This is a genomic window from Aeromonas fluvialis (assembly GCF_000819885.1).
GTDB lineage: Bacteria > Pseudomonadota > Gammaproteobacteria > Enterobacterales > Aeromonadaceae > Aeromonas > Aeromonas fluvialis.
Genome location: NZ_CDBO01000059.1, coordinates 61,555 through 82,017 on the forward strand (window position 1 = coordinate 61,555; position 20,463 = coordinate 82,017).

Here is a 20,463-nt window from a genome sequence, read left to right on the forward strand (position 1 = left end):
CACCTGATGTATTACCCGGATTGATGAAATAACGAGACCATTATGCCTGTGACCCAAGATGTATTTAACGAAGACGGCAAGTTCATGCGCAAGATCCGCAGCTTTGTCCGTCGCGAAGGCCGCCTGACCAAAGGGCAGGAGAAGGCCCTGGAAGAGCTCTGGCCGGTCATGGGTATCGATTTTGCGCCACAGCCGCTCGATATGGTTGCCCTGTTTGGCCGCGAGGCCCCGGTGGTCCTGGAGATCGGTTTTGGCATGGGCGCCTCTCTGGTAGAGATGGCCAAGAATGCCCCCGAGAAGAACTTCATCGGTATCGAAGTGCACTCCCCGGGTGTGGGCGCTTGCCTTGGCACCGCGCAAGAAGCGGGTGTCACCAACCTGCGGGTCATTTGCCACGATGCGGTCGAGGTGCTCGAGCACATGATCCCCAACGGTTCGCTCGCCTGCCTGCAACTGTTTTTCCCGGATCCTTGGCACAAGAGCCGTCACCACAAGCGCCGCATCGTCCAGCCGGCGTTTGCCCAGGACATTCGCCAGAAGCTGGCCGTCGGTGGCGTGTTCCACATGGCCACAGACTGGGAAAACTACGCCGAGCACATGCTGGACGTGATGAGCGCCGCCGAGGGTTACCAGAACACCTCTGCCACCGGCAACTGGGTACCCCGTCCGGATTGGCGTCCACTGACCAAATTTGAACAACGTGGTCATCGTCTGGGTCACGGGGTGTGGGATCTGATTTTCAAGCGTGTCAGCTAAGCTGGCGTGTAAATTCGCGTATCAACTAACTTGAGGAGCTATCATGGCCAATCGTAGCCGCCGCCTGCGCAAGAAACTGCGCGTCGATGAATTCCAGGAAATGGGTTTCGACATCAGTTTCAACTTCCCGGTCGGCACTGCCGAAGAGACCATCGATGCAGTAGTCGATGCGATGATCGATGAGGTGGTAGAACCCCGTAAACTGGCCTTCGCCGGTTCTGGCCACCTGGCCTGGGAAGGGATGCTCTGCACTCAGCAACTGGGCAAATGTACCGAAGAAGACCGCATGGCGGTTAAATCCTGGCTGGAAGGCAAGGGACTGGAAGCCGTCGTGGTGACCGAGCTGTTCGACCTCTGGTACGGTGAGCCGGCCTGATAACAGGTCGCCGCACTGGCGCCCTGTTGAGGGTCACTGGAAAAATCCCGCCATAGGCGGGATTTTTGCCATCGGAGATGGGATCTCCGCAGTCGTTTTAGTCATGGAATTGCTTATCGCTTATGGTGTTGTCATCCGAATTACTGGCCAGCATTCTTGAAGAGGTGCGCCCGCTGCTCGGGCAGGGCAAGGTGGCCGACTATATTCCGGCGCTGGCCCAGGTATCGGCCGATCGGCTCGGTATCGCGGTCTGTACCGTCGAGGGGGAGCTGTTCACCGCCGGTGACGCTTTTGAACCCTTCTCCATCCAGAGTATCTCCAAGGCCCTGAGCCTGACCCTGGCGCTCACCCTCTATCAGGAGGAGGAGATCTGGGCCCGGGTCGGCAAGGAGCCCTCCGGCCAGCCCTTCAACTCGCTGGTGCAGCTCGAGTTCGAGCAGGGAATTCCCCGCAACCCCTTTATCAATGCCGGAGCGCTGGTGGTGAGCGATCTGCTGGAGACCCGCCTCACTGCGCCGCGTCAGCGTACCCTCGAGCTGGCGCGCCGCCTCTCCGGCAATCCGGTCATCATGGCGGATCAGGTGGTGGCCCGCTCCGAATATCAGCACTCTGCCCGCAACGCCGCCATCGCCTATCTGATGAAGGCCTATGGCAACTTCGAAAACGAAGTGGACAAGGTGCTGCAAAGCTACTTCAATGCCTGTGCCATTCGCATGAGCTGCGTCGATCTGGCGCGGGCATTCATCTATCTGGCCAACCGCGGGGTGCCATTGGGCGAGAGCGTGCCGCTGCTGCCCGCCCGCACCACCAAGCAGGTCAACGCCCTGCTCGCCACCTGCGGCCTCTATGACGAGGCGGGGGATTTTGCCTATCGGGTCGGCATGCCGGGCAAATCGGGCGTCGGTGGCGGTATCATCGCCCTGATCCCGGGTGAGCTCTGCGTCTGTGTCTGGTCGCCCGAGCTCAACAAAGCCGGTAACTCGCTGGCGGGCACGGCGGCGCTGGAGCTGCTGGCCGAGCGCCTGGGTCGCTCCATTTTTTAACCTTGTTCACTATGAATCGAGAAATCACCATGAAACGACATCTTCGCTCTCTGCAGGCCGCGCTGGCGACCTTACTGCTCTGGTGTGCCTGGCCCGTCCTCGCCGCCGAATTGCCGTCGCTCACCCTGACCGATGCCAAGGCCAAGCAGGCGGTCATCCTGGATACCCGCGCCAGCTACTTCTATCAGGGGTGGCCGATGGAAGGGGAGAAGCAGGGCGGCCATGTGGCGGGCGCCGAGCACCTCTCTGCCGAGTGGAAATACAGCGATGAAGAGTGGCCAAAGGCGCTTGCCGCCAAGGGGTTGAAAGCCGATCGTCCGGTCGTTCTCTACGGTGCACCGCGCGAGGTGGCCGAAGTAGCCCGCCTGTTGCGCCAACAGGGGATCAAGCAGCTGTTCGAGCTACAGGATTGGCAGAGTGTCCCGCGCGAGCATCTGGTTCGCTGGCAACAGCTGGTCTATCCGCAGTGGCTGGCCGATCTGCAGGCTGGCAAGCCGGTGGTTGCCGCGCCGAAAGGGGAGTGGAAGTTGTTTGAAGTGGATTGGGGGGCACCCAAGGCCTACCTCATCAGCCACATTCCGGGGGCGGGGTATATCGACACCAACCGGCTGGAGGAGGAGCCGCTGTGGAACAAGGTCTCTGACGAGGCACTCAAGACGCTGCTGCTGGAAAATGGCATCCGTCACGATACCACCGTCATCCTCTATGGTCGCAACACCATGGCGGCGGCCCGGGCAGCCCACCTGATGATGTATGCCGGAGTGGAAGACGTGCGGCTGCTGGACGGCGGCCTGGAGGCCTGGTTTGGCCAGCATCTGCGCACTGAAACTGGCCTGCCCAACACCTTTGCACCGGTGAAAGAGTTCGGGGCCACCATGCCTGTGCATCCCGAGTACCTCACCACCCTGGCCCAGGCCAAGGAGCTGCTCAAACAGCCCGATAGCGCCCTGGTCAGTGTTCGTACCTGGGACGAGTTTGTCGGCAACACCTCGGGTTACAGCTACATCAAGCCGAAAGGCGATATCCCGGGGGCCAAGTGGGGGCGTGGTGGAGTGGATGCCAACAGCATGAGCGACTTCCACAACCCGGACGGCACCATGAAACCGGCCGGCGAGATCCTCGCCATGTGGGATGAGTGGAACATCGAGCCGACCCAGCAGGCCGCCTTCTATTGCGGTACTGGCTGGCGCGCTTCCGAGGCCTTCTTCTACGCCTGGCTGATGGACTGGAAGCGGATCAGCGTCTACGACGGCGGCTGGTACGAGTGGAGTTCCGATCCCAAGAACCCGACCGTGACCGGTGAGCGTCAGCCCGCCAAGTCATGATTGCGCTCTTGCGCTTTAGAGAAGAGGCCGGACAGATGTCCGGCCTTTTTGTATCCGCTCGGGCCTGCGCCAATGGGGCACTACACTTTGCTGGTGGCTATCAGGTCGATGCAAGGAGTGACTGATGAGACGGATATGGACTGGCCTGCTGGTGGCAGGCGTACTGGCACAGGGGGCGGTGGCTGCCGAAAGGGCTCGCTATCTGGTACAGCTTAAGCCGGGGGCTGAGGCGGCGGTGCTGGCCCAGAGCAAGGGGATGGGGGGCGAACTGGCGTTGCAACTGCCCGAGCAACATGCGCTCGCACTCTGGTTGCCTGTGACGGCAGCGGCAGCGCTGGCACGCAACCCCAACGTGCTGTGGGTAGAGCCGGATGCCAAACGCTATGCCAGCGCCGAGACCCTGCCCTATGGCATCTCCATGGTGCAGGCGCCACTGCTCAGTGACGCGGCGGCGGGAGAGGTGCTGGTGTGTATCATCGACTCGGGCTACAGCGGAACTCACCCGGATCTGCCCCATGGTGCTCAGGTGCAAGGCAGTGACAATGTCGGTACGGGCAGCTGGAGCAGCGACGAAAACGGCCATGGCACCCACGTGGCGGGTACCATCGCCGCAGTAGGAGGAAACGATACGGGCGTGGTCGGCGTATTGCCGGCTCAGAACGTTCCGCTGCATATCATCAAGGTGTTTGGTGCCAATGGTTGGGCTTATAGCTCCAATCTGGTGGGGGCCCTCAATGCCTGCAAGCAGGGGATGAGCAACCGCGGTTTCACCCGCATGGTCATCAATATGAGCCTGGGGGGCAGTGTGCCCAGCAAGACAGAAGAGCAGGCGTTCAATCAGGCCTATGGCCAGAACGTGCTGAGTGTGGCGGCGGCGGGCAATGCGGGTAATACCAGCAAGTCCTATCCCGCCTCTTACAGCAGCGTCGTGAGTGTGGCCGCCATCGATGCCAACAAGCAGTTGGCTTCCTTCTCCCAGCGCAACGATCAGGTGGAGCTGGCCGCGCCCGGCGTAGCGGTGCTCTCGACCGTGCCGACCGGTTACGCCTATTACAGCGGTACCTCGATGGCGACGCCTCATGTGGTCGGGGTCGCTGCGCTGGCTTGGTCGCAGCGGCTGGAGTGCAGCAATGATCAACTGCGTCAGACACTGCGCAGCAGCGCTCAGGATCTGGGGGCGTTGGGACGGGATAACAGCTATGGCTATGGTCTGATACAGGCCCGGGGGGCGGCAGATCGACTGGCGCTCGGCTGTGGGGGCGGAACGGGGGGCAGTGGCAAGCCTGGTGGTCGTAAGTAGCTGATTTTTGACATGGATCCCGTTCCGGCAATCTGTTTTATCGGCGTGTTCGGGTTGAACTAGGCTTCAAGAAACATCCTCGTGGTGAGGGTGAAGGGAGAAGAGGCAGCAATGAAAAAACTGATGATGATCCTGGTGTGCGCCTTGGGGCTGGTGGCATGCAGTTCCCAATACATCATGAGCACCAAGGATGGCAAGATGATCACCACGGAGAGCAAGCCCAAGTTGGATGAGAGCACCGGCATGTACCGCTATTACGATCACGAAGGGCGCGAGGTGATGATCAAGAAAGATGACGTCACCCAAATCATGGAGCGTTGATCTTCTTTTGAGGCTTGGGGCTGCCAGTTGGCGGCCCTTTTTGTATTCAGGGGGATAGCGTTTACCGAGGTTGTGATCCTCCGATAAGGCAGGAACTGGCGCCATCCCGGACCGGATACAGTTCCTGTTATGGTTCGACCCGTATCATAACGCTCCGTTTTTTATTGGAGGTGTTATGTCCCTGAACTCTATCTGGCGTAAAGCGTGTTCCGGTCGTGCTCTGTTTGGCGCTCTCTTGTTGGTGGCGGCGTCGGCTTGTCAGGCCGGTGATGATCAGTTCACCCTTGGCCGCACCATCTTGCTGGGAATTGGTGATCATGGCGCCACCATTCCGATGGTTGCCTGCCGTCAGACCAAATATATCAAGGTGAAGGCAGAGCGTGATTTGACGCTGGATCGGATCGTGGTGACATATGGCAGCAATCGTACCAAGACCATCAAATTTGATCGGGATATGCGCGCTGACAAAGAGACCGAATGGAAATCTCTCGGTTCCAGAGTCTGTGTAAAACGGCTGGAAGTGTACGGCAATTCGGAAGGCAGCAAAGCGGGCGTCAAAGTATTTGGTCGCAAATAAGCGAGCGCTGAAGCACTGTTATTAAAAATAATGGCGAGCCACGGCTCGCCATTATTTGTTATGGTCGGGTCAGCTATTTTTTCGGTCGAAATGGCTTGATGACGGTCTCATCGCACTCGAGATAGGGCCCTTCCATCAAATCGATGCAGTAGGGGATGGCGGGGAAGACCGCATCCAGACACTCGCGGATCGACTTGGGCTTGCCCGGCAGATTGACGATCAGGGTATCGTCGCGCAGGCCAGCCGTCTGGCGCGACAGAATAGCGGTCGGCACAAACTTGAGGGATTCTGCCCGCATCAGCTCGCCAAAGCCCGGCATCATGCGATCACACACCGCCTCGGTCGCTTCCGGTGTCACATCCCGCTTGGCCGGGCCGGTGCCGCCAGTGGTGACGATGAGACAGCATTGCTCCTCATCAGCAAGGCGGATCAGGGTCGCTTCAATCTGATCCTGTTCATCCGGGATGACCTGATAGACGGGCTCCCATTCCGAGGTCAGATAGGCGTTCAGGGTGTCGATGATGGCCTTGCCGGAGAGATCTTCATAGATACCCGCACTGGCGCGATCGCTGACAGTGATGATACCGATTTTTGCCTTGCTCATGGTCTGCTCTTGAGTGTCCGATAAAAGTGGCAATTAAAATAACATAATCAGTGAGATATGTTAAACCACCGAAAGATGGTACTAGCCATCGTGCGGATGATAAAGAGTCGAATGAAACGATATAAATCCATCACGGCTTTTATTGGAAATAAAAAAAATAAAAAACAGCCTAAAATGTCTAAGTGTGTTGTTTTGCCTTTATTTTTAAAGCAAATGCTTGTTTTTAATGTTATTTCAATAGATGGTTTTCATTGCGGTAGATATTTTTCGGTGCGCTATCAGACAGATGTGGTGAGCTATTTGCTGCTCGGTCGTATATAAAGTTTTATATGGCTGTGGCTTTGTATTGTGGAGCCAGCAATATTCGCCGAGGAGGGCATATGGAGTTGCCTGATTTTGACACACTGAAGGAGTTGGCCGCGAAAGAGCCCTCCATGCTGGATGTGATCCTGCAACAGCAGATCGATCAGTTGATGGCCCAAGCGAGCCCTGATCTGCAGCGCCGTCTGCTCGGATTGCAGTTCAAGATCGATGGTCAGCGCCGGCTGGCGAAAAACAATCTCGATAGTTGTATCCGGATTGCCAACATGATGCGGGAATCCTTTTACTTGATGCGCAGCGAAATGCTCCAGCTGAGAGAAGAGGGAAAGCCTCTGCCTGAAAACGATGGCGATGGCAAAATAATCTGCCTGGCGGACTATAAACGCCGCAAATAATCTGCAATACACCCTTTGTCTGATATTTACGCATAAGATAGCGAGTCAAAATAAAGGGTATTGATTAGGGTGGGAGCTCACTTTGTTAAAAATTCTCGAAAGCATAAATATCGAACAACCCAGACAACGTTAATGCTTAAAAATCAAACTGCTGACTAATTGCGTTAATGCAAAAGAGAACCATAAGTGGTCGATATCTGTTCGATCTGTGTGTTTGTTATTAAATTTAACAAAGTGTGCTCCCGCCCTGGGGTATTGATGGCGAACTGATTGTTATGTTTTTTAATGTTTGTGGTAATTTATTTGTAATATCCGCGCTTCTTTTTTTGTCTAATAATTAATCGGCCTGGTTATGGCAGGGGTGGATGAATAACAGTAAAAGTTAGGCTAATATGACCGAAATTTTTATTGCTACGACTCGAAGGGATTATGAGAAGTATCACGCCAAGAGAGGTCCTGTCGCGGGAGCAGCAGACAGAGATCACCCGTATTATTGCCAAGGTGGGTCAGCTGCTGGCCCAGTTCGGGGCCGAGAGCCGGATCATCGAGCAGACCACTGTACGGTTGGGGATGGCGCTGGGGCTGGAGAGTGTCGAAATGGCCATCTCGTCGAGCGCCATCGTGCTCACCAGTCTCTATCAGGGTGGCTGTGTCACCACGACCCGACGGGTGCGCGAGCACGCTATCAACATGCAGGTGGTGTGCGAGATCCAGCGCATCTGTATCATGGCGGAGAAAGATCTGATCGGTGCTCGTGAAGTGCGTCAGCGGCTCGATGCCATCATCCCTTTTCACTACCACCCTTGGCTGGTGGTACCCATGGTCGGGCTCTCCTGTGGTGCCTTTAGCCTGCTGTTTGGCGGTGATTGGCCCATCTTTCTGGTGACCAGCTTCTCGGCTGCGGTAGCGATGCGGGTGCGCCAGCTGATGGCTCGCCATCACCACAGCCCCCTTATCAACTTTGCCGCAACCGGCTTTATCGCTACCTTGCTCTCCTCCAGCGCCACCTTCTTCAACTGGGGTGACCAGCCCTATCTCGCCATGGCGGCCAGTGTACTGCTGCTGGTGCCGGGCTTTCCGCTGATCAATGCGGTCTCCGATATGGTGAAGGGTTACTTCAATATGGGGCTGGCCCGCTGGGGCACAGCGACCCTGCTGACCATCAGTGCAGCCATCGGCATCATTTTGGCCATGTCGGTGACCGGTATCTGGGGGTGGAAAGTATGATGGACTTGCTCTGGCTACTGGCCAAGGATGCTTTCTGGTCGGCCATCCCGGCGGTCGGTTTTGCCATGCTGTTCAACGTGCCGCCACGGATGCTGAAGTATTGCGCCATGGGCGGCGCATTGGCCCACAGTCTGCGGACCCTGCTGATCCACTATGGTATGCCCATCGAGTGGGCGACGCTGGCTGCGGCGACCACGGTCGGCTTTGTCTGCGTCTACTGGTCTCGCCGTCTGCTGGCGCCGCGTCCGGTGTTCAGCGTTGCCTCGATTATTCCGATGATCCCGGGCAGCTATGCCTTCAAGACCATGATTGCGGTGGTAGAGCTAAACATCAATGGCGTGACCATGGAGTTAATCCAGAGTGCGGTGGAGAACGGCCTCAAGGCGCTCTTTATCGTCGGTGCCCTCAGTTTCGGTTTGGCTATTCCGTCTCTGGTCGTGTATCGTAACCGCCCCATTATATGAATGGTGAAGTGAGATACTGATACCGTGAAGATTTCTATGATTGCTGCCCTCGCGAAAAAGCAGGTGATCGGCAAGAATAACCTGATGCCTTGGCATATGCCTGCTGACTTGGCCCACTTCAAGCGTGTCACCCTCGGTAAACCGGTATTGATGGGGCGCAAAACCTTCGAATCCATCGGACGACCGCTGCCCGGACGGCGCAATCTGGTGATCAGCCGCAATCCCGACTATCAGGCCGAGGGCATTGAGGTGGTGGGCTCCGTCGAGGCGGCGCTGGCTCTGTTGGCAGGTAGCTCGGTGGAGGAGTTGATGGTGATCGGTGGTGGTCATCTCTATGCCGAGATGTTGCCGAGCGCGGATTGTCTCTACCTGACCCGCATCGATCTGGCGGTGGAGGGTGATACCCGTTTCCCCGCTTTTGACGATGGTCAGTGGCAACGCGTTGATTGCGAGAGCCACCCTGCCGATGAAAAGAACCCGCACCCTTATAGCTTCGAGACCTGGCAGCGCCGCTGACGGACGAATGCCAATGGGCAAATAACAACAAGGGCATCTTCGGATGCCCTTGTTGTTCTGTCGGTTTTTCAAGATGGAATTAGATGCCTGAACCGTCGCTCTCGCCATTCTCCTCGTGCAGGCCGCATTCGCGCTTGAGGCCGAAGAAGCGGGTCTGCTCCTCGCTCATGCCCGGCTCCCACTTGGTGGTGGTGTGGACATCGCCCACCGAGAGATAGCCCTGCTCCCACAGCGGGTGGTAGGGGAGGTCGAACTCCTTGAAGTAGTAAAAGACATCTTTGTTGCTCCAGTCGATCACCGGCAGGAACTTGAAGCGGCCGCGCTGGATGGCCAGCACCGGCAGCTTGCCCCGGCTGCCTGATTGCTCCCGGCGCAGGCCCGAGAACCAGGTGCGGGCGCCGAGCTCGTTCAGAGCGCGGTCCATTGGCTCCACCTTGTTGAGCTGGTTGTAGCGGGAGATCCCCTCTACCCCCTGCTCCCACAAGAGGCCGAAGCGGGCCTCCTGCCAGGCCGGGCTTAGTGCGGCCCGATAGACCTTGAGGTTAAGCCCGAGGCGCTCGGTCAGCTCGTCAATAAAGCGATACGTCTCGGGGAAGAGATAGCCGGTATCGGTGAGCACCACGGGCACGTCGGCCTGCTCGCGACTGACCAGATGGAGCATCAGCGCCGCCTGAATGCCGAAGCTCGACGATAGCACGTGCTCCCCCGGCAGGTTGGCCAGTGCCCAACGCACCCGCTCGGGGGCGCTCATGGTATCCAGCTCCCGGTTGAGGGGGGCCAGCGCCTCGACCTGCTCCTCCCGGCTTAAGGCGAGCAGGGCGTCGAGGTCGAGCCGACCATCGGCGGTGCGCGCCAGCAGTTCGGTATCAGTCTGTTCAGGCTGCATAGAAGTCCCTCGCGGAGTCGATGACCGGGGCTATAACGCCGGTGCGAATGACGAAATCGCCGAAGCACTCGCCCCCGTTGCGCTCGCTGGCCCAGCGACCGATCAGGGTATCCAGCTCGGCCAGGATCTGCGGCTCGGTGATGTTCTCCTGATAGAGGCGTGGAATGCGGGTGCCCTCCAGGTTCCCCCCCAGATGGAGGTTGTAGCGACCCGGCGCCTTGCCCACCAGTCCTACCTCCGCCAGCATGGCGCGGCCACAGCCGTTGGGGCAGCCGGTGACCCGGAAGATGATGGCGTCATTAGCCAGCGCGTGTTTGGCCAGCAACCCTTCGATGTCGGTGACGAAGGCCGGCAGCATACGTTCGGCCTCGGCCATCGCCAGCGGGCAGGTAGGTAGTGCCACACAGGCCATGGACTGCTTGCGCTGCTCGCTCACACCGTCATCCAGCAGGCCGTATTGGCGCGCCAGTCCTTCGATGCGGGCTTTCTCACTGACAGGCACCCCTGCGATGATCAGGTTCTGGTTGGCGGTCAGGCGAAAATCCCCCTGATGCACCTTGGCGATCTCCAGCATGCCGGTTTTGAGCGGCTTGCCCGGGAAGTCCAGCAGGCGGCCATTCTCGATAAACAGGGTGAGGTGGTGCTTGCCGTCGATCCCCTCGACCCAACCGAAGCGATCGCCACGGCTGGTGAACTCATAGGGGCGAACAGGCCCGAACGGGATACCGGCGCGGCTCTCCACCTCGGCCTTGAAGGCTTCGACGCCGACGCGCTCGAGGGTGTACTTGGTCTTGGCGTTCTTGCGGTTGACCCGGTTGCCCCAGTCGCGCTGGGTGCTGACTACGGCGGCCGCCACCTCCAGCACGTGGGAGAGCGGAATAAAGCCAAAGTCGCTCGCCTTGCGCGGGTAGGTGCTGGTATCGCCGTGGGTCATGGCGAGCCCACCGCCCACCAGCACGTTGAAGCCTACCAGCTTGCCGTGCTCGGCAATGGCCACGAAGTTGAGATCGTTGGCGTGGATATCTACGTCGTTGTGAGGCGGGATCACCACGGTAGTCTTGAATTTGCGCGGCAGGTAGTTGGAGCCCAGGATCGGCTCCTCGTCATCCCCCAGCTTCTCGCCATCCAGCCAGATCTCCACGTAGGCGCGGGTCTTGGGTAGCAGATGTTCAGAGATCTGCTTGGCCCACTCGTAGGCCTCCTGATGCAGCTCGGACTCCACCGGGTTGCTGGTGCAGAGCACGTTGCGGTTCACGTCGCCGGCGGTGGCGATGGAGTCGATGCCGGTGCTGTTGAGGGTCTGGTGCATCAGCTTGATGTCGCGCTTCAACACCCCATGAAACTGGAAGGTCTGGCGGGTGGTCAGGCGGATGCTGCCATAGAGGCTGTGCTCTTCGGCGAACTGGTCGATGATCTGCCACTGGGCCGGGGTGATGATCCCCCCCGGCAGGCGGGCGCGCAGCATGACATTGTGCAGCGGCTCCAGCTTCTGGGCGGTGCGCTCGGGGCGGATGTCGCGGTCATCCTGCTGGTACATGCCGTGAAAGCGGATCAGCTGGAAGTTGTCGCCGTTGAAGCCGCCGGTGAGCGGGTCCTGCAGATCCTGCTCTATGGTGCCGCGCAGAAAGTTGCTCTCGCGCTTTAAGCGCTCGTTGTCGGCCAGCGGCCCTTCGACCGGTCCCGCTTTTGGGTGAGAAAGAGGTTGTTTGCTCATCAATAGACATCCCTTTGATAACGTTTGGCACGACGCAATTCGCTCAAATACTCTTCTGCTTCCTCACGGCTCTTGTGGCCGTGATCGCTAATCACATCCAGCAGCGCTTCCTGCACATCCTTGGCCATCTTGTTGGCGTCGCCACACACATAGAAGTGAGCGCCTGCTTCCAGCCACTGGTAGAGCTCAAGCCCTGCCTCGCGCAGGCGGTCCTGCACATAAATCTTGTTGGCCTGATCCCGGCTGAAGGCCAGGGAGATCTTCGACAGCAGCCCCGATTTCACATAACGCTGCCACTCCACTTGATAGAGGAAGTCCTGGGTAAAGTGGGGATTGCCGAAGAAGAGCCAGTTCTTGCCTTCCGCGCCCTGAGCTTCCCGCTCTTGCATAAAGGCGCGGAACGGGGCGATGCCGGTACCTGGCCCCACCATGATGACGGGGGTGTCGGGATTGGTGGGCAGGCGGAAGTTGTCGTTGTGCTCGACGAATACCCGCACCTCGGCATCTTCAGCCAGCCGATCCGTCAGATAGGAGGAGGCGGCGCCGCTGCGCACTGTGCCATCTTCCTGTGGGTAGCGCACCACCCCGACGGTCAGGTGTACCTCCTCTTCCACCTCGCTCTGGGCAGAGGCGATGGAGTAGAGGCGCGGGGTGAGGGGACGCAACAGGCTGATCAACTGCTCGGCCGTGAGTATGGTCGGGAAGCGTTTCAGTACATCCACCACCTGGGCGCTGGCCACCATGGCGTTGATCTGGGCCTTGTCGCCCGCCAGATCTTTCAGCGCCGCGTTGTCCGATATGTCAGCGAGTCCGGTGATAAAGCCGCCGTGCAGCCGGGTCAGTTCGAAGTGACTGGTCAGTGCGGCGCGCAAGGTGGCGTGAGCCGTGGCTTCATCGCCGGAGAGGCCGGTCAGGGCCAGCACTTCATTAACCAGTGCGGCGTCGTTGTCGAACCAGACACCGAGGGCATCCCCCGGCTGATAGGCGAGTCCAGAGGACTCGAGGCTGATCTCGATATGGCGAATATCCTTGGTGGAGTCGCGGCCGGTGATCTTCTGATTGACCGACAGGCGGGCAGGGAAGGGATTCTCCTTGCTGTACTGGCTGTGGCCAACCGCCTGCTGCACCGCGCTTGCCACGCTGCTGCTGGCCGCATCGGCGGAGAGGGTGGCGGTGATGGCGTTGAGTGCCTGTTCGCTCCACGCCTTGGCGGCATCCTGATAATCCACATCGAGACTGGCGAGTTCATGAATGCGCTCGGCCCCTGCTTTGGCGAGGAAGTTGTCAAAATCTTTGCCGGTCTGGCAGAAAAATTCGTAGGAGCTGTCACCCAGTCCCAGCACCGCGAACTTGAGCCCGTCCAGCTTGCCAATCTTGCCTTTTTTAAGCTGCTCGAACAGATCGACGGCGCTCTCCGGCGGTTCACCCTCCCCGTAAGTGCTTACTACCACCAGCAGGTGGCTCTCTTTCTTCAGCTGCTTGGGCTTGTAGTCGGCCATCGACGCGAGGGTGGCGGGTAGGCCACGGGCCTCGGCTTGCGCCTTGATGGTACTGGCGACACCTTTGGCGTTGCCGGTCTGGGAGCCGTAGAGAATGGTCAGGCTGCCACTGGGCGCAGCCACGGCGGCGCTGGCGGCAACGCTCTGGTGACCGCTCTGGGAGAGGCCGTAGAGATATCCGCTCACCCAGGCCAGTTGCTGGGTATTGAGGGTCGAGAGTACCTGACCCAGCTGACGTTGCTGCTCGTCAGAGAGGGGGGAGAGGTTGAATGGGGAGTCCTTCAATTGCATCACACGCGTCTTCCATGGTCTGATTTTTGGCCAGATTAAAGGGCGTGTTGGCTAACAACAAAGAATAAAAATATAGCCCTTATTCCATTATTGCATTTAGGAGGGGTGGTGCGGCAAATGGGATAAAAAACGCCCCGCAGTTGCGGGGCGTTTTGTTTGTGTCGGACTGTCAGTACAAGCCTGACGGTGACAGCTTATTTCTGCGGGCGCAGCGCCGGGAACAGGATCACGTCGCGGATGGTGTGGCTGTTGGTGAACAGCATGACCAGACGGTCGATACCGATACCCTGACCGGCAGTCGGCGGCAGGCCGTGTTCCAGCGCGGTCACGAAGTCGGCGTCGTAGAACATGGCTTCGTCGTCGCCAGCGGCTTTCTGGTCAACCTGATCCTGGAAGCGTTTGGCCTGATCTTCCGCATCGTTCAGCTCGGAGAAGCCGTTGGCCAGCTCGCGGCCACCGATGAAGAATTCGAAGCGGTCGGTGACGTCCGGGTTCACGTCGTTGCGACGGGCCAGCGGAGAAACAGCAGCCGGGTACTCGGTGATGAAGGTCGGTTGCAGCAGCATGTGCTCTACGGTCTCTTCGAAGATCGCGGTGATCACATGGCCCAGCTCCCAGCCCTTCATCAGCTCGATGTGCAGGCGCTTGGCAACAGCCTTGGCGCTCTCCAGCGTAGCCAGATCTTCCAGAGTGACGCCTTCGGCGTACTTCAGGATGGAGTCCACCATAGTGAGACGCTGGAATGGCTGACCAAAATCGATGGTCAGGCCCTCTTCGCCCTCTTTGGCATAACGGATCCGGGTATCGCCCAGAATGTCCTGCGCCAGGGTGCGCAGCAGCTCTTCGGTCAGGTCCATCAGATCGATATAGTCGGCGTAAGCCATGTAGAACTCGATCATGGTGAACTCGGGGTTGTGACGCACCGAGATACCTTCGTTACGGAAGTTGCGGTTGATCTCGTAGACACGTTCGAAACCACCTACCACCAGACGCTTCAGGTAAAGCTCCGGGGCGATACGCAGGTACATGTCGATGTCCAGCGCATTGTGGTGAGTGACGAACGGACGGGCAGAGGCGCCACCCGGGATGACTTGCATCATCGGGGTTTCCACTTCCATGAATTGTTTGTCGTTGAAGAACTTGCGGATGCCTGAAACCACTTTGGTGCGGATCACGAAGGTCTTGCGGGACTCGTCGTTGGCGATCAGATCCAGGTAGCGCTGGCGGCAGCGAGCTTCCTGGTCGGTCAGGCCTTTGTGCTTCTCGGGCAGCGGACGCAGCGCCTTGGTCAGCAGGCGGATATCGGAAACGTGAACGGAGAGCTCACCGGTCTGGGTCTTGAACAGGGTACCTTCGACACCCACGATGTCGCCCAGATCCCACTTCTTGAACTGCTCGTTGTAGAAACCTTCCGGCAGGTCGTCACGGGTGACGTAGACCTGGATCTTGCCAGCCATGTCCTGCAGGGTGGCGAAAGAAGCCTTACCCATGATCCGGCGGGTCATGATGCGACCGGCAATCTTCACCCGTTTACCCAGGCTCGTCAGCTCCTCGGCGCTCTTGTCGTCAAACGCGGCGTGCAGATCGCCGGAGAGGCTGTCGCGACGGAAGTCGTTGGGGAAAGGATTACCCTGGGCGCGCAGGGCGGCCAGCTTGGAACGACGCTCGGTCATCTCGTTGTTGAGTTCGAGTGAATGGTCGACTTCCGGAGTGATGGTTTGTTCAGACATGGTGATTCCTGCTTGTTTACAGACCTGATTTCAGGCTGGCTTCGATAAACTTGTCCAAGTCACCGTCGAGCACCGATTGGGTATTACGGGTTTCGACGCCGGTACGCAGATCCTTGATACGGGAGTCATCCAGCACATAGGAACGGATCTGGCTGCCCCAACCGATATCGGACTTGGTCTCTTCCAGGGCTTGTTTCTCAGCGTTCTGCTTCTGAATTTCCAGCTCGTAGAGCTTGGCTTTCAGCTGCTTCATACACTGGTCTTTGTTTTTGTGCTGGGAACGGTCGTTCTGGCACTGTACCACGACACCGGTCGGCACGTGGGTAATACGCACCGCAGATTCGGTTCGGTTAACGTGCTGACCACCGGCACCGGAGGCGCGATAGACGTCGATCCGCAGATCCGCCGGGTTGATCTCGATATCGATATCGTCGTCGATCTCGGGGTAGACGAACACGGAGCAGAACGAGGTGTGACGGCGGCCACCAGAATCGAACGGGGACTTGCGCACCAGACGGTGTACGCCGGTTTCGGTGCGCAGCCAGCCAAACGCATATTCGCCGGTGAACTTGATGGTGGCGGATTTGATACCGGCCACGTCGCCTTCGGAGCATTCAATCAGCTCGGGCTTGTAGCCGTGGGCATCGCCCCAGCGCAGGTACATGCGCAGCACCATGTTGGCCCAATCCTGTGCTTCGGTACCACCGGAGCCGGACTGGATATCGATATAGCAGTCGGAGCCGTCGTGCTGGCCGGAGAACATGCGGCGGAACTCGAGATCTACCAGCTTGGCTTCCAGCTGCTCGGATTCGACGATGGCCTCGTTGAAGGTCTCTTCGTCTTCCCCTTCCACCGCCAGGCTCACCAGCATCTCGACGTCATCCACGCCCTGGGTCAGGGTGTCGATGGTGCCGACCACGTTTTCCAGCGCCACGCGCTCCTTGCCCAGCGCCTGTGCGCGCTCGGGTTCATTCCAGACATCCGGCTGCTCCAGCTCGGCGTTGACCTCTTCTAGACGCTCTTTCTTGGCGTCATAGTCAAAGGTACCCCCTAAGAAGCTCGGTCCGCTCAGACAGCTCCTTAAGTTTATTTAATACGGGATTAACTTCGAACATCGTGAAAACTCTCAGGGTCGATGTGACTTAAAAACGGGATATTCTAGCCAATTGCGGAAGGAATAAACAGGGTTGCCTTGGCCTGTGCGGCTTATGCGGTCGATTTCTGGTGCACTTTTCTCCACCTCGGTAGAAAATATCGCCCGCCGACCCATTTTCGGGTTCAGTTTTGGCTATTTGGGTCGCTAATGACTACGTAGTGTTGTGCACTTTTAGGGAAAACCCGCTCCTCACCTCAATAAGAAGAACACATGATGAAAAACCTGTCACTCAAGCAGAAGATACTGTTATCAGTGGTGATCGCCCTCTCGCTGGTGATCTTGTTGCTCTCCTGGCAGAGCTATAGCAGCCAAAAGAGTCTGTTGCTGCAAGGTAGCCAGGAGCAGTTGCAGCGGCTGGGCAATCAGCAGGCCGAGCGTATCAGCGACTGGCTCGCAGCCCGTCGTGACGTTATTCAGGCGCTCGGCAACAAGGCCGGTGCCGACCCCCTCAATGCCTTGCAACAGGCACAAGTCTCAGGCCGTTTCCAGCTCACCTATTTCGGTGAGAGCAACGGCAAGATGAATGACTCCAATCCTGCGATCGACCGTTCCAATTACGACCCGAGATCCCGCCCTTGGTATCAGGAAGCCATGAGCAAGGGAGCAATGATTACCACTAAGCCTTACCTTGGTGTCGCGAGTGAAGGTACCATTCTTACCATTGCAACCCCGGTCAGTGGTGGTGTTGTTGGCGGCGATCTCGCTATCAATGCAATGGTGGAAGACGTGACCAAGATGCAACTGCCTGCCGACGGTTTCGCCATCATGATGCACAAGGATGGCACCATCATCGCCTACAAGGATGCCGCCAAGGCGATGAAACCGGCCAGCGAGATCGACAACGATCTGACCAATGCGCTGATCGAGCAGAGCAAGTCGAGTAAGGATTTGGTTCCGGCCTACTTTGACAGCGAAGGTCGCGACAAGCTTCTGTGGGCGGTCGACATTCCGGATACCGACTGGGATCTGGTGCTGGTACTGGACAAGGCCGCGCTGGAAGCATCGCTTTCCTCCCTGCTGATGACCCAGCTGGGGATGGCGCTGCTGGTGCTGGTAGGTAGCATCCTCGCTATCTCCTGGCTGGTCAGCATGCTGCTTGGCCCGCTCACCAAGGTCTCCCAGGCGCTGGCTCGTATTGCCGATGGTAACGGCGATCTGACCCAGCGCATCAAGATCGACGCCAACGACGAGGTGGGCCAACTGGCCAACAGCTTCAACCGTTTCGTCGGCAGCCAGCATCAGCTGATCGGCAATATCCGCCAGCTGGCCAACGAGCTGAACGCCGATGCCGAGCGCAGTCTGGTGACCAACCAGGCCGCGGTGGACGAGCTGCAGCGTCAGCAGCAGGAGGTGACCATGGTCGCCACGGCGGTCACCGAGATGGCGAGTGCCACCATGGAGATCGCCGGCAACGCCGAGAACACCGCCGCCGCCGCCCAGCAATCAGCCCAGAGCAGTGAACAGGGCAAGATGCTGGTCAACAAGACCCGCCAGTCCATCAATGGTCTGGCTGAAGAGGTGGGGCAGGCGACCGAGGTGATTGGCGAGCTTAGCCGCCACGCGCAGGCTATCACCAGTATCCTCTCCACCATTCAGGGGATTGCCGAGCAGACCAACCTGCTGGCGCTGAACGCGGCCATCGAAGCGGCCCGTGCCGGTGAGCAGGGTCGTGGTTTTGCCGTGGTCGCGGACGAGGTGCGGGTGCTGTCGCGCCGTACCCAGGACTCCACCCAGCAGATCCAGTCCACCATCGAGACCCTTCAGCAGACCACTGCCCGCGCGGTGAGCCTGATGCAGACCAGTCAGGGTCTGGCGGACAACAGCGTGCAGGATGCCGATGCCGCCGCTGCCGCGCTCGAAGAGATCACCCAGGCGGTCAGCCTCATCTCCGATATGGCGGGTCAGATCGCCACCGCAGCCGAGGAGCAGACCCAGGTGACTGGCGAGATCACCCAGAACACCACCGCCATCAAGGATGTGAGTGACGAGATCACCGCCGCAGCCATGCGCGATCTGGATCAGGCAGCCGGACTCAAGGGACGGGCTACCGACCTGAACCAGCAGGTGGCGACCTTTATCCTGTAATCAGGCAGACCTGCTGCAACCGGGCCCCGCGATCGATGAACGCGGGGCTTTTTATTGTCGCTGTCGTGGCAACTCGGGTTGAGGAAGCAGAGAAAGTTGAGCCCGTGCTTGACGCCGATAGGCCAGGTGACAGCATATCTGGCGTGGTGACAACCCTGTGCCAGGTCATGTCTTCAAGCACAGTCGCGCCAAAACAAAGAGCCCACCGAAAGGTTGGGCTCTAATCATATACGTCTGACGGGAAAGGAATTACAGGAAGGGCAGCGCCATAAACAGCTTGATCACCATGGCGTTGATGATATCGATGAAGAAGGCGCCCACCATGGGCACCACCAGAAACGCCAGGTGAGAGGGGCCAAAGCGCAGGGTGACCGCCTGCATGTTGGCAATGGCGGTGGGGGTGGCCCCCAGACCAAAGCCGCAGTGACCCGCCGCCAGCACGGCCGCGTCGTAATTTTTGCCCATGACCCGGAAGGTGACAAAGACGGCATAGAGCGCCATGGCCACCGTCTGGGCCGCCAGCAGGATGAAGATGGGCAGCGCCAGGCTGGCCAGATCCCACAATTTCAGGCTCATCAGCGCCATCGCCAGAAACAGCGACAGGCTGACGTTGCCGAGCAGGGAGACCTCGCGGTCGCTCACTTCATGCCAGTTCAGCAGGGTCAGCAGGTTGCGCAGCAGCACGCCGACAAACAGCACGCAGACAAAGATTGGCAGCTCGAAGGCGCCCCCCTTGAGGTAGGCGGAGAGCAGCTCGCCCCCTTTCAGGCTGATGGCGATCAACGCCAGTGTCTCGATCACGCTGAATGGGGTGAGGGGACGCTCCATGTCGGGCATTTCGAAACCTTGCGGCGCGTCATCCCGGTTGTGCTCTTCGCCCGGCACCTGCACCTTCTTCACCAGATAGCGGGCCACCGGCCCACCGATCAGGCCTCCCAGCACCAGACCGAAGGTGGCGCAGGCGATGGCGAGTTCAGCGGCAGATTGCACCCCGTACTTGTCGGAGAAGGTAGCACTCCAGGCCGCTCCGGTGCCATGGCCGCCGGAGAGGGTGATGGAGCCGGCCAGCAGCCCCATGTGGGGATCCAGACCGAGCAGAGTGGCCAGACCGACCCCCAGGCTGTTTTGCACCAGCAGCAGGCCGGTGACCACCATCAGGAAGGTGAGCACCGCCTTGCCGCCGCGTTTCAGGCTGCCCAGATCGGCGGAGAGACCGATGGAGGCGAAGAAGGCCAGCATCAGCGGGGTTTGCAGGCGGGTGTCGAATTGCAACTCCATCTGCAGGGTGGAGCGCAGCAACAGCAGCATCAGGGCGACCACCAGGCCGCCGGCAACCGGTTTGGGGATGTTGAAGGTGCGCAGCAGCCCGACCCGAGTTACCAGCACCCGGCCAAGCAGCAATACCAGCGTAGCCGCGACCAACGTTGCGTAGGAATCAAGTTGTAACATTAAGCACTCCCATGTTAGGTACTCCCATGTTGATTGGCTGTGTCTTTCATAGCGAAAGAGTTACAGATTCAGCCGGGATGAAAACAGTGTGGCTCATGCGCCAACAAAGAAGGGGAAACATCTCCCCGCCCCAGAAAAAATGGGGCTTGTGTGGGCCTGACATGCTCAGGCATCCAGATGAGATTTATGAAAAATCGAGCGGATAATAGCAAAAAACACCGATTATATCCATATTTGTCAGATTTATAGCCTTGTCTGTGCATTATTGTGGTGTTTAACACTACCTTTCTCTCTGTGATTTATGCGTCATAACCGCGAGGGAACGGCTGTCATTTGGGGCACCAGTCTCTATAATCCGCCGGTTTCCGCTGCACGCAGAGGCGCTGGCGGGTGTTGACTTTGTGGTTCACCCCGACATGGCTCATGTT

General features: G+C 58.7%; 20 protein-coding genes. 13 read left to right on the forward strand and 7 right to left on the reverse strand.

Translation table 11 applies throughout. The annotated features are described in order from the left end of the window. Positions 1-42: 42 nt before the first annotated feature. The 7 genes from trmB (at position 43) to BN1125_RS13200 (ending at position 5,698) form a co-directional block, all read left to right on the forward strand. Positions 43-756, forward strand: a complete 714-nt coding sequence (trmB, locus tag BN1125_RS13170) for a tRNA (guanosine(46)-N7)-methyltransferase TrmB (protein WP_042012776.1) — start codon at positions 43-45, stop codon at positions 754-756. A gap of 43 nt (positions 757-799) precedes the next feature. Continuing rightward, entirely contained in the window at positions 800-1,132 is a 333-nt protein-coding gene (locus BN1125_RS13175) for a YggL family protein (protein ID WP_042012777.1), read from the forward strand. Between the two features lie 122 nt (positions 1,133-1,254). Further along, positions 1,255-2,175: a glutaminase B gene (glsB, locus tag BN1125_RS13180; RefSeq protein WP_042012778.1), complete on the forward strand. Its 921-nt coding sequence runs from the start codon at positions 1,255-1,257 to the stop codon at positions 2,173-2,175. Between the two features lie 29 nt (positions 2,176-2,204). Further along, positions 2,205-3,500 carry a rhodanese-like domain-containing protein gene (locus tag BN1125_RS13185; RefSeq protein ID WP_042012779.1) on the forward strand — a complete coding sequence of 432 codons (1,296 nt, stop codon included), beginning with the start codon at positions 2,205-2,207 and terminating at the stop codon, positions 3,498-3,500. Between the two features lie 124 nt (positions 3,501-3,624). Continuing rightward, on the forward strand, positions 3,625-4,800 hold the full coding sequence (locus BN1125_RS13190; RefSeq protein ID WP_042012780.1) for a S8 family peptidase: 1,176 nt from the start codon (positions 3,625-3,627) through the stop codon (positions 4,798-4,800). A 111-nt stretch (positions 4,801-4,911) separates the two neighbouring features. After that, on the forward strand, positions 4,912-5,121 hold the full coding sequence (locus tag BN1125_RS13195; protein ID WP_005335219.1) for a YgdI/YgdR family lipoprotein: 210 nt from the start codon (positions 4,912-4,914) through the stop codon (positions 5,119-5,121). 175 nt (positions 5,122-5,296) lie between these two features. Then, positions 5,297-5,698, forward strand: a complete 402-nt coding sequence (locus BN1125_RS13200; RefSeq protein WP_042012781.1) for a DUF2541 family protein — start codon at positions 5,297-5,299, stop codon at positions 5,696-5,698. Between the two features lie 73 nt (positions 5,699-5,771). On the opposite strand, the gene mog is transcribed toward BN1125_RS13200, so the two are convergent. Beyond that, entirely contained in the window at positions 5,772-6,302 is a 531-nt protein-coding gene (gene mog / locus BN1125_RS13205; protein ID WP_042012782.1) for a molybdopterin adenylyltransferase, read from the reverse strand. A gap of 111 nt (positions 6,303-6,413) precedes the next feature. Here mog and BN1125_RS19115 point away from each other — a divergent pair, with 111 nt between their 5' ends. From BN1125_RS19115 to folA, 5 genes are all read left to right on the forward strand, one after another. After that, positions 6,414-6,623 carry a hypothetical protein gene (locus BN1125_RS19115; protein WP_156993342.1) on the forward strand — a complete coding sequence of 70 codons (210 nt, stop codon included), beginning with the start codon at positions 6,414-6,416 and terminating at the stop codon, positions 6,621-6,623. Between the two features lie 59 nt (positions 6,624-6,682). Beyond that, a complete protein-coding gene (locus BN1125_RS13210; protein WP_042012783.1) occupies positions 6,683-7,018 on the forward strand; it encodes a DUF3135 domain-containing protein in 336 nt (111 codons plus the stop codon). Positions 7,019-7,447: 429 nt separating this feature from the next. Continuing rightward, positions 7,448-8,245, forward strand: coding sequence for a threonine/serine exporter family protein (locus BN1125_RS13215; protein ID WP_042012784.1), 798 nt, complete (start codon positions 7,448-7,450; stop codon positions 8,243-8,245). Beyond that, entirely contained in the window at positions 8,242-8,709 is a 468-nt protein-coding gene (locus BN1125_RS13220; protein WP_042012785.1) for a threonine/serine exporter family protein, read from the forward strand. Before BN1125_RS13215 ends, BN1125_RS13220 begins: the two co-directional genes overlap by 4 nt. A 24-nt stretch (positions 8,710-8,733) precedes the next feature. Continuing rightward, entirely contained in the window at positions 8,734-9,225 is a 492-nt protein-coding gene (gene folA, locus BN1125_RS13225) for a type 3 dihydrofolate reductase (protein WP_041234339.1), read from the forward strand. Positions 9,226-9,304: 79 nt separating this feature from the next. Here the strand turns inward: folA and BN1125_RS13230 are convergent, their stop codons facing one another. From BN1125_RS13230 to prfB, 5 genes are all read right to left on the reverse strand, one after another. Next, entirely contained in the window at positions 9,305-10,111 is an 807-nt protein-coding gene (locus BN1125_RS13230; protein WP_042012786.1) for a phosphoadenylyl-sulfate reductase, read from the reverse strand. Then, positions 10,101-11,825 carry an assimilatory sulfite reductase (NADPH) hemoprotein subunit gene (gene cysI / locus BN1125_RS13235; protein WP_042012788.1) on the reverse strand — a complete coding sequence of 575 codons (1,725 nt, stop codon included), beginning with the start codon at positions 11,823-11,825 and terminating at the stop codon, positions 10,101-10,103. The genes BN1125_RS13230 and cysI overlap by 11 nt, the downstream gene beginning before the upstream one ends. Then, a complete protein-coding gene (locus tag BN1125_RS13240) occupies positions 11,825-13,615 on the reverse strand; it encodes an assimilatory sulfite reductase (NADPH) flavoprotein subunit (RefSeq protein WP_042012789.1) in 1,791 nt (596 codons plus the stop codon). The genes cysI and BN1125_RS13240 overlap by 1 nt, the downstream gene beginning before the upstream one ends. Positions 13,616-13,809: 194 nt before the next feature. Then, entirely contained in the window at positions 13,810-15,345 is a 1,536-nt protein-coding gene (gene lysS / locus BN1125_RS13245; protein ID WP_042012790.1) for a lysine--tRNA ligase, read from the reverse strand. 16 nt (positions 15,346-15,361) lie between these two features. Continuing rightward, positions 15,362-16,460, reverse strand: a protein-coding gene (gene prfB, locus BN1125_RS13250) for a peptide chain release factor 2 (RefSeq protein ID WP_156993346.1) whose coding sequence is annotated in 2 segments (ribosomal slippage) — positions 15,362-16,384 and positions 16,386-16,460 — 1,098 coding nt in all. Because the reading frame shifts where the segments join, the coding sequence is not laid out codon by codon here. A gap of 254 nt (positions 16,461-16,714) precedes the next feature. On the opposite strand from prfB, the gene BN1125_RS13255 reads away from it, so the two are divergent. Continuing rightward, complete coding sequence (locus BN1125_RS13255; RefSeq protein ID WP_042012839.1) at positions 16,715-18,586, forward strand: methyl-accepting chemotaxis protein; 1,872 nt, start codon at positions 16,715-16,717, stop codon at positions 18,584-18,586. A gap of 249 nt (positions 18,587-18,835) precedes the next feature. On the opposite strand, the gene gltS is transcribed toward BN1125_RS13255, so the two are convergent. After that, on the reverse strand, positions 18,836-20,035 hold the full coding sequence (gene gltS / locus BN1125_RS13260; protein ID WP_042012791.1) for a sodium/glutamate symporter: 1,200 nt from the start codon (positions 20,033-20,035) through the stop codon (positions 18,836-18,838). Between the last annotated feature and the right edge of the window lie 428 nt (positions 20,036-20,463).

Bases quoted from the DNA above. Each gene is read 5' to 3' on its own strand.
- trmB (WP_042012776.1), top strand. From the start codon at position 43: ATGCCTGTGACCCAAGATGTATTTAACGAAGACGGCAAGTTCATGCGC.
- BN1125_RS13240 (WP_042012789.1), bottom strand. From the start codon at position 13,615: ATGCAATTGAAGGACTCCCCATTCAACCTCTCCCCCCTCTCTGACGAG.
- BN1125_RS13230 (WP_042012786.1), bottom strand. From the start codon at position 10,111: ATGCAGCCTGAACAGACTGATACCGAACTGCTGGCGCGCACCGCCGAT.
- BN1125_RS13185 (WP_042012779.1), top strand. From the start codon at position 2,205: ATGAAACGACATCTTCGCTCTCTGCAGGCCGCGCTGGCGACCTTACTG.
- BN1125_RS19115 (WP_156993342.1), top strand. From the start codon at position 6,414: ATGAAACGATATAAATCCATCACGGCTTTTATTGGAAATAAAAAAAAT.
- BN1125_RS13190 (WP_042012780.1), top strand. From the start codon at position 3,625: ATGAGACGGATATGGACTGGCCTGCTGGTGGCAGGCGTACTGGCACAG.
- BN1125_RS13175 (WP_042012777.1), top strand. From the start codon at position 800: ATGGCCAATCGTAGCCGCCGCCTGCGCAAGAAACTGCGCGTCGATGAA.
- BN1125_RS13200 (WP_042012781.1), top strand. From the start codon at position 5,297: ATGTCCCTGAACTCTATCTGGCGTAAAGCGTGTTCCGGTCGTGCTCTG.
- gltS (WP_042012791.1), bottom strand. From the start codon at position 20,035: ATGTTACAACTTGATTCCTACGCAACGTTGGTCGCGGCTACGCTGGTA.
- BN1125_RS13215 (WP_042012784.1), top strand. From the start codon at position 7,448: ATGAGAAGTATCACGCCAAGAGAGGTCCTGTCGCGGGAGCAGCAGACA.
- BN1125_RS13195 (WP_005335219.1), top strand. From the start codon at position 4,912: ATGAAAAAACTGATGATGATCCTGGTGTGCGCCTTGGGGCTGGTGGCA.
- BN1125_RS13210 (WP_042012783.1), top strand. From the start codon at position 6,683: ATGGAGTTGCCTGATTTTGACACACTGAAGGAGTTGGCCGCGAAAGAG.
- glsB (WP_042012778.1), top strand. From the start codon at position 1,255: ATGGTGTTGTCATCCGAATTACTGGCCAGCATTCTTGAAGAGGTGCGC.
- cysI (WP_042012788.1), bottom strand. From the start codon at position 11,825: ATGAGCAAACAACCTCTTTCTCACCCAAAAGCGGGACCGGTCGAAGGG.
- lysS (WP_042012790.1), bottom strand. From the start codon at position 15,345: ATGTCTGAACAAACCATCACTCCGGAAGTCGACCATTCACTCGAACTC.
- BN1125_RS13220 (WP_042012785.1), top strand. From the start codon at position 8,242: ATGATGGACTTGCTCTGGCTACTGGCCAAGGATGCTTTCTGGTCGGCC.
- mog (WP_042012782.1), bottom strand. From the start codon at position 6,302: ATGAGCAAGGCAAAAATCGGTATCATCACTGTCAGCGATCGCGCCAGT.
- BN1125_RS13255 (WP_042012839.1), top strand. From the start codon at position 16,715: ATGAAAAACCTGTCACTCAAGCAGAAGATACTGTTATCAGTGGTGATC.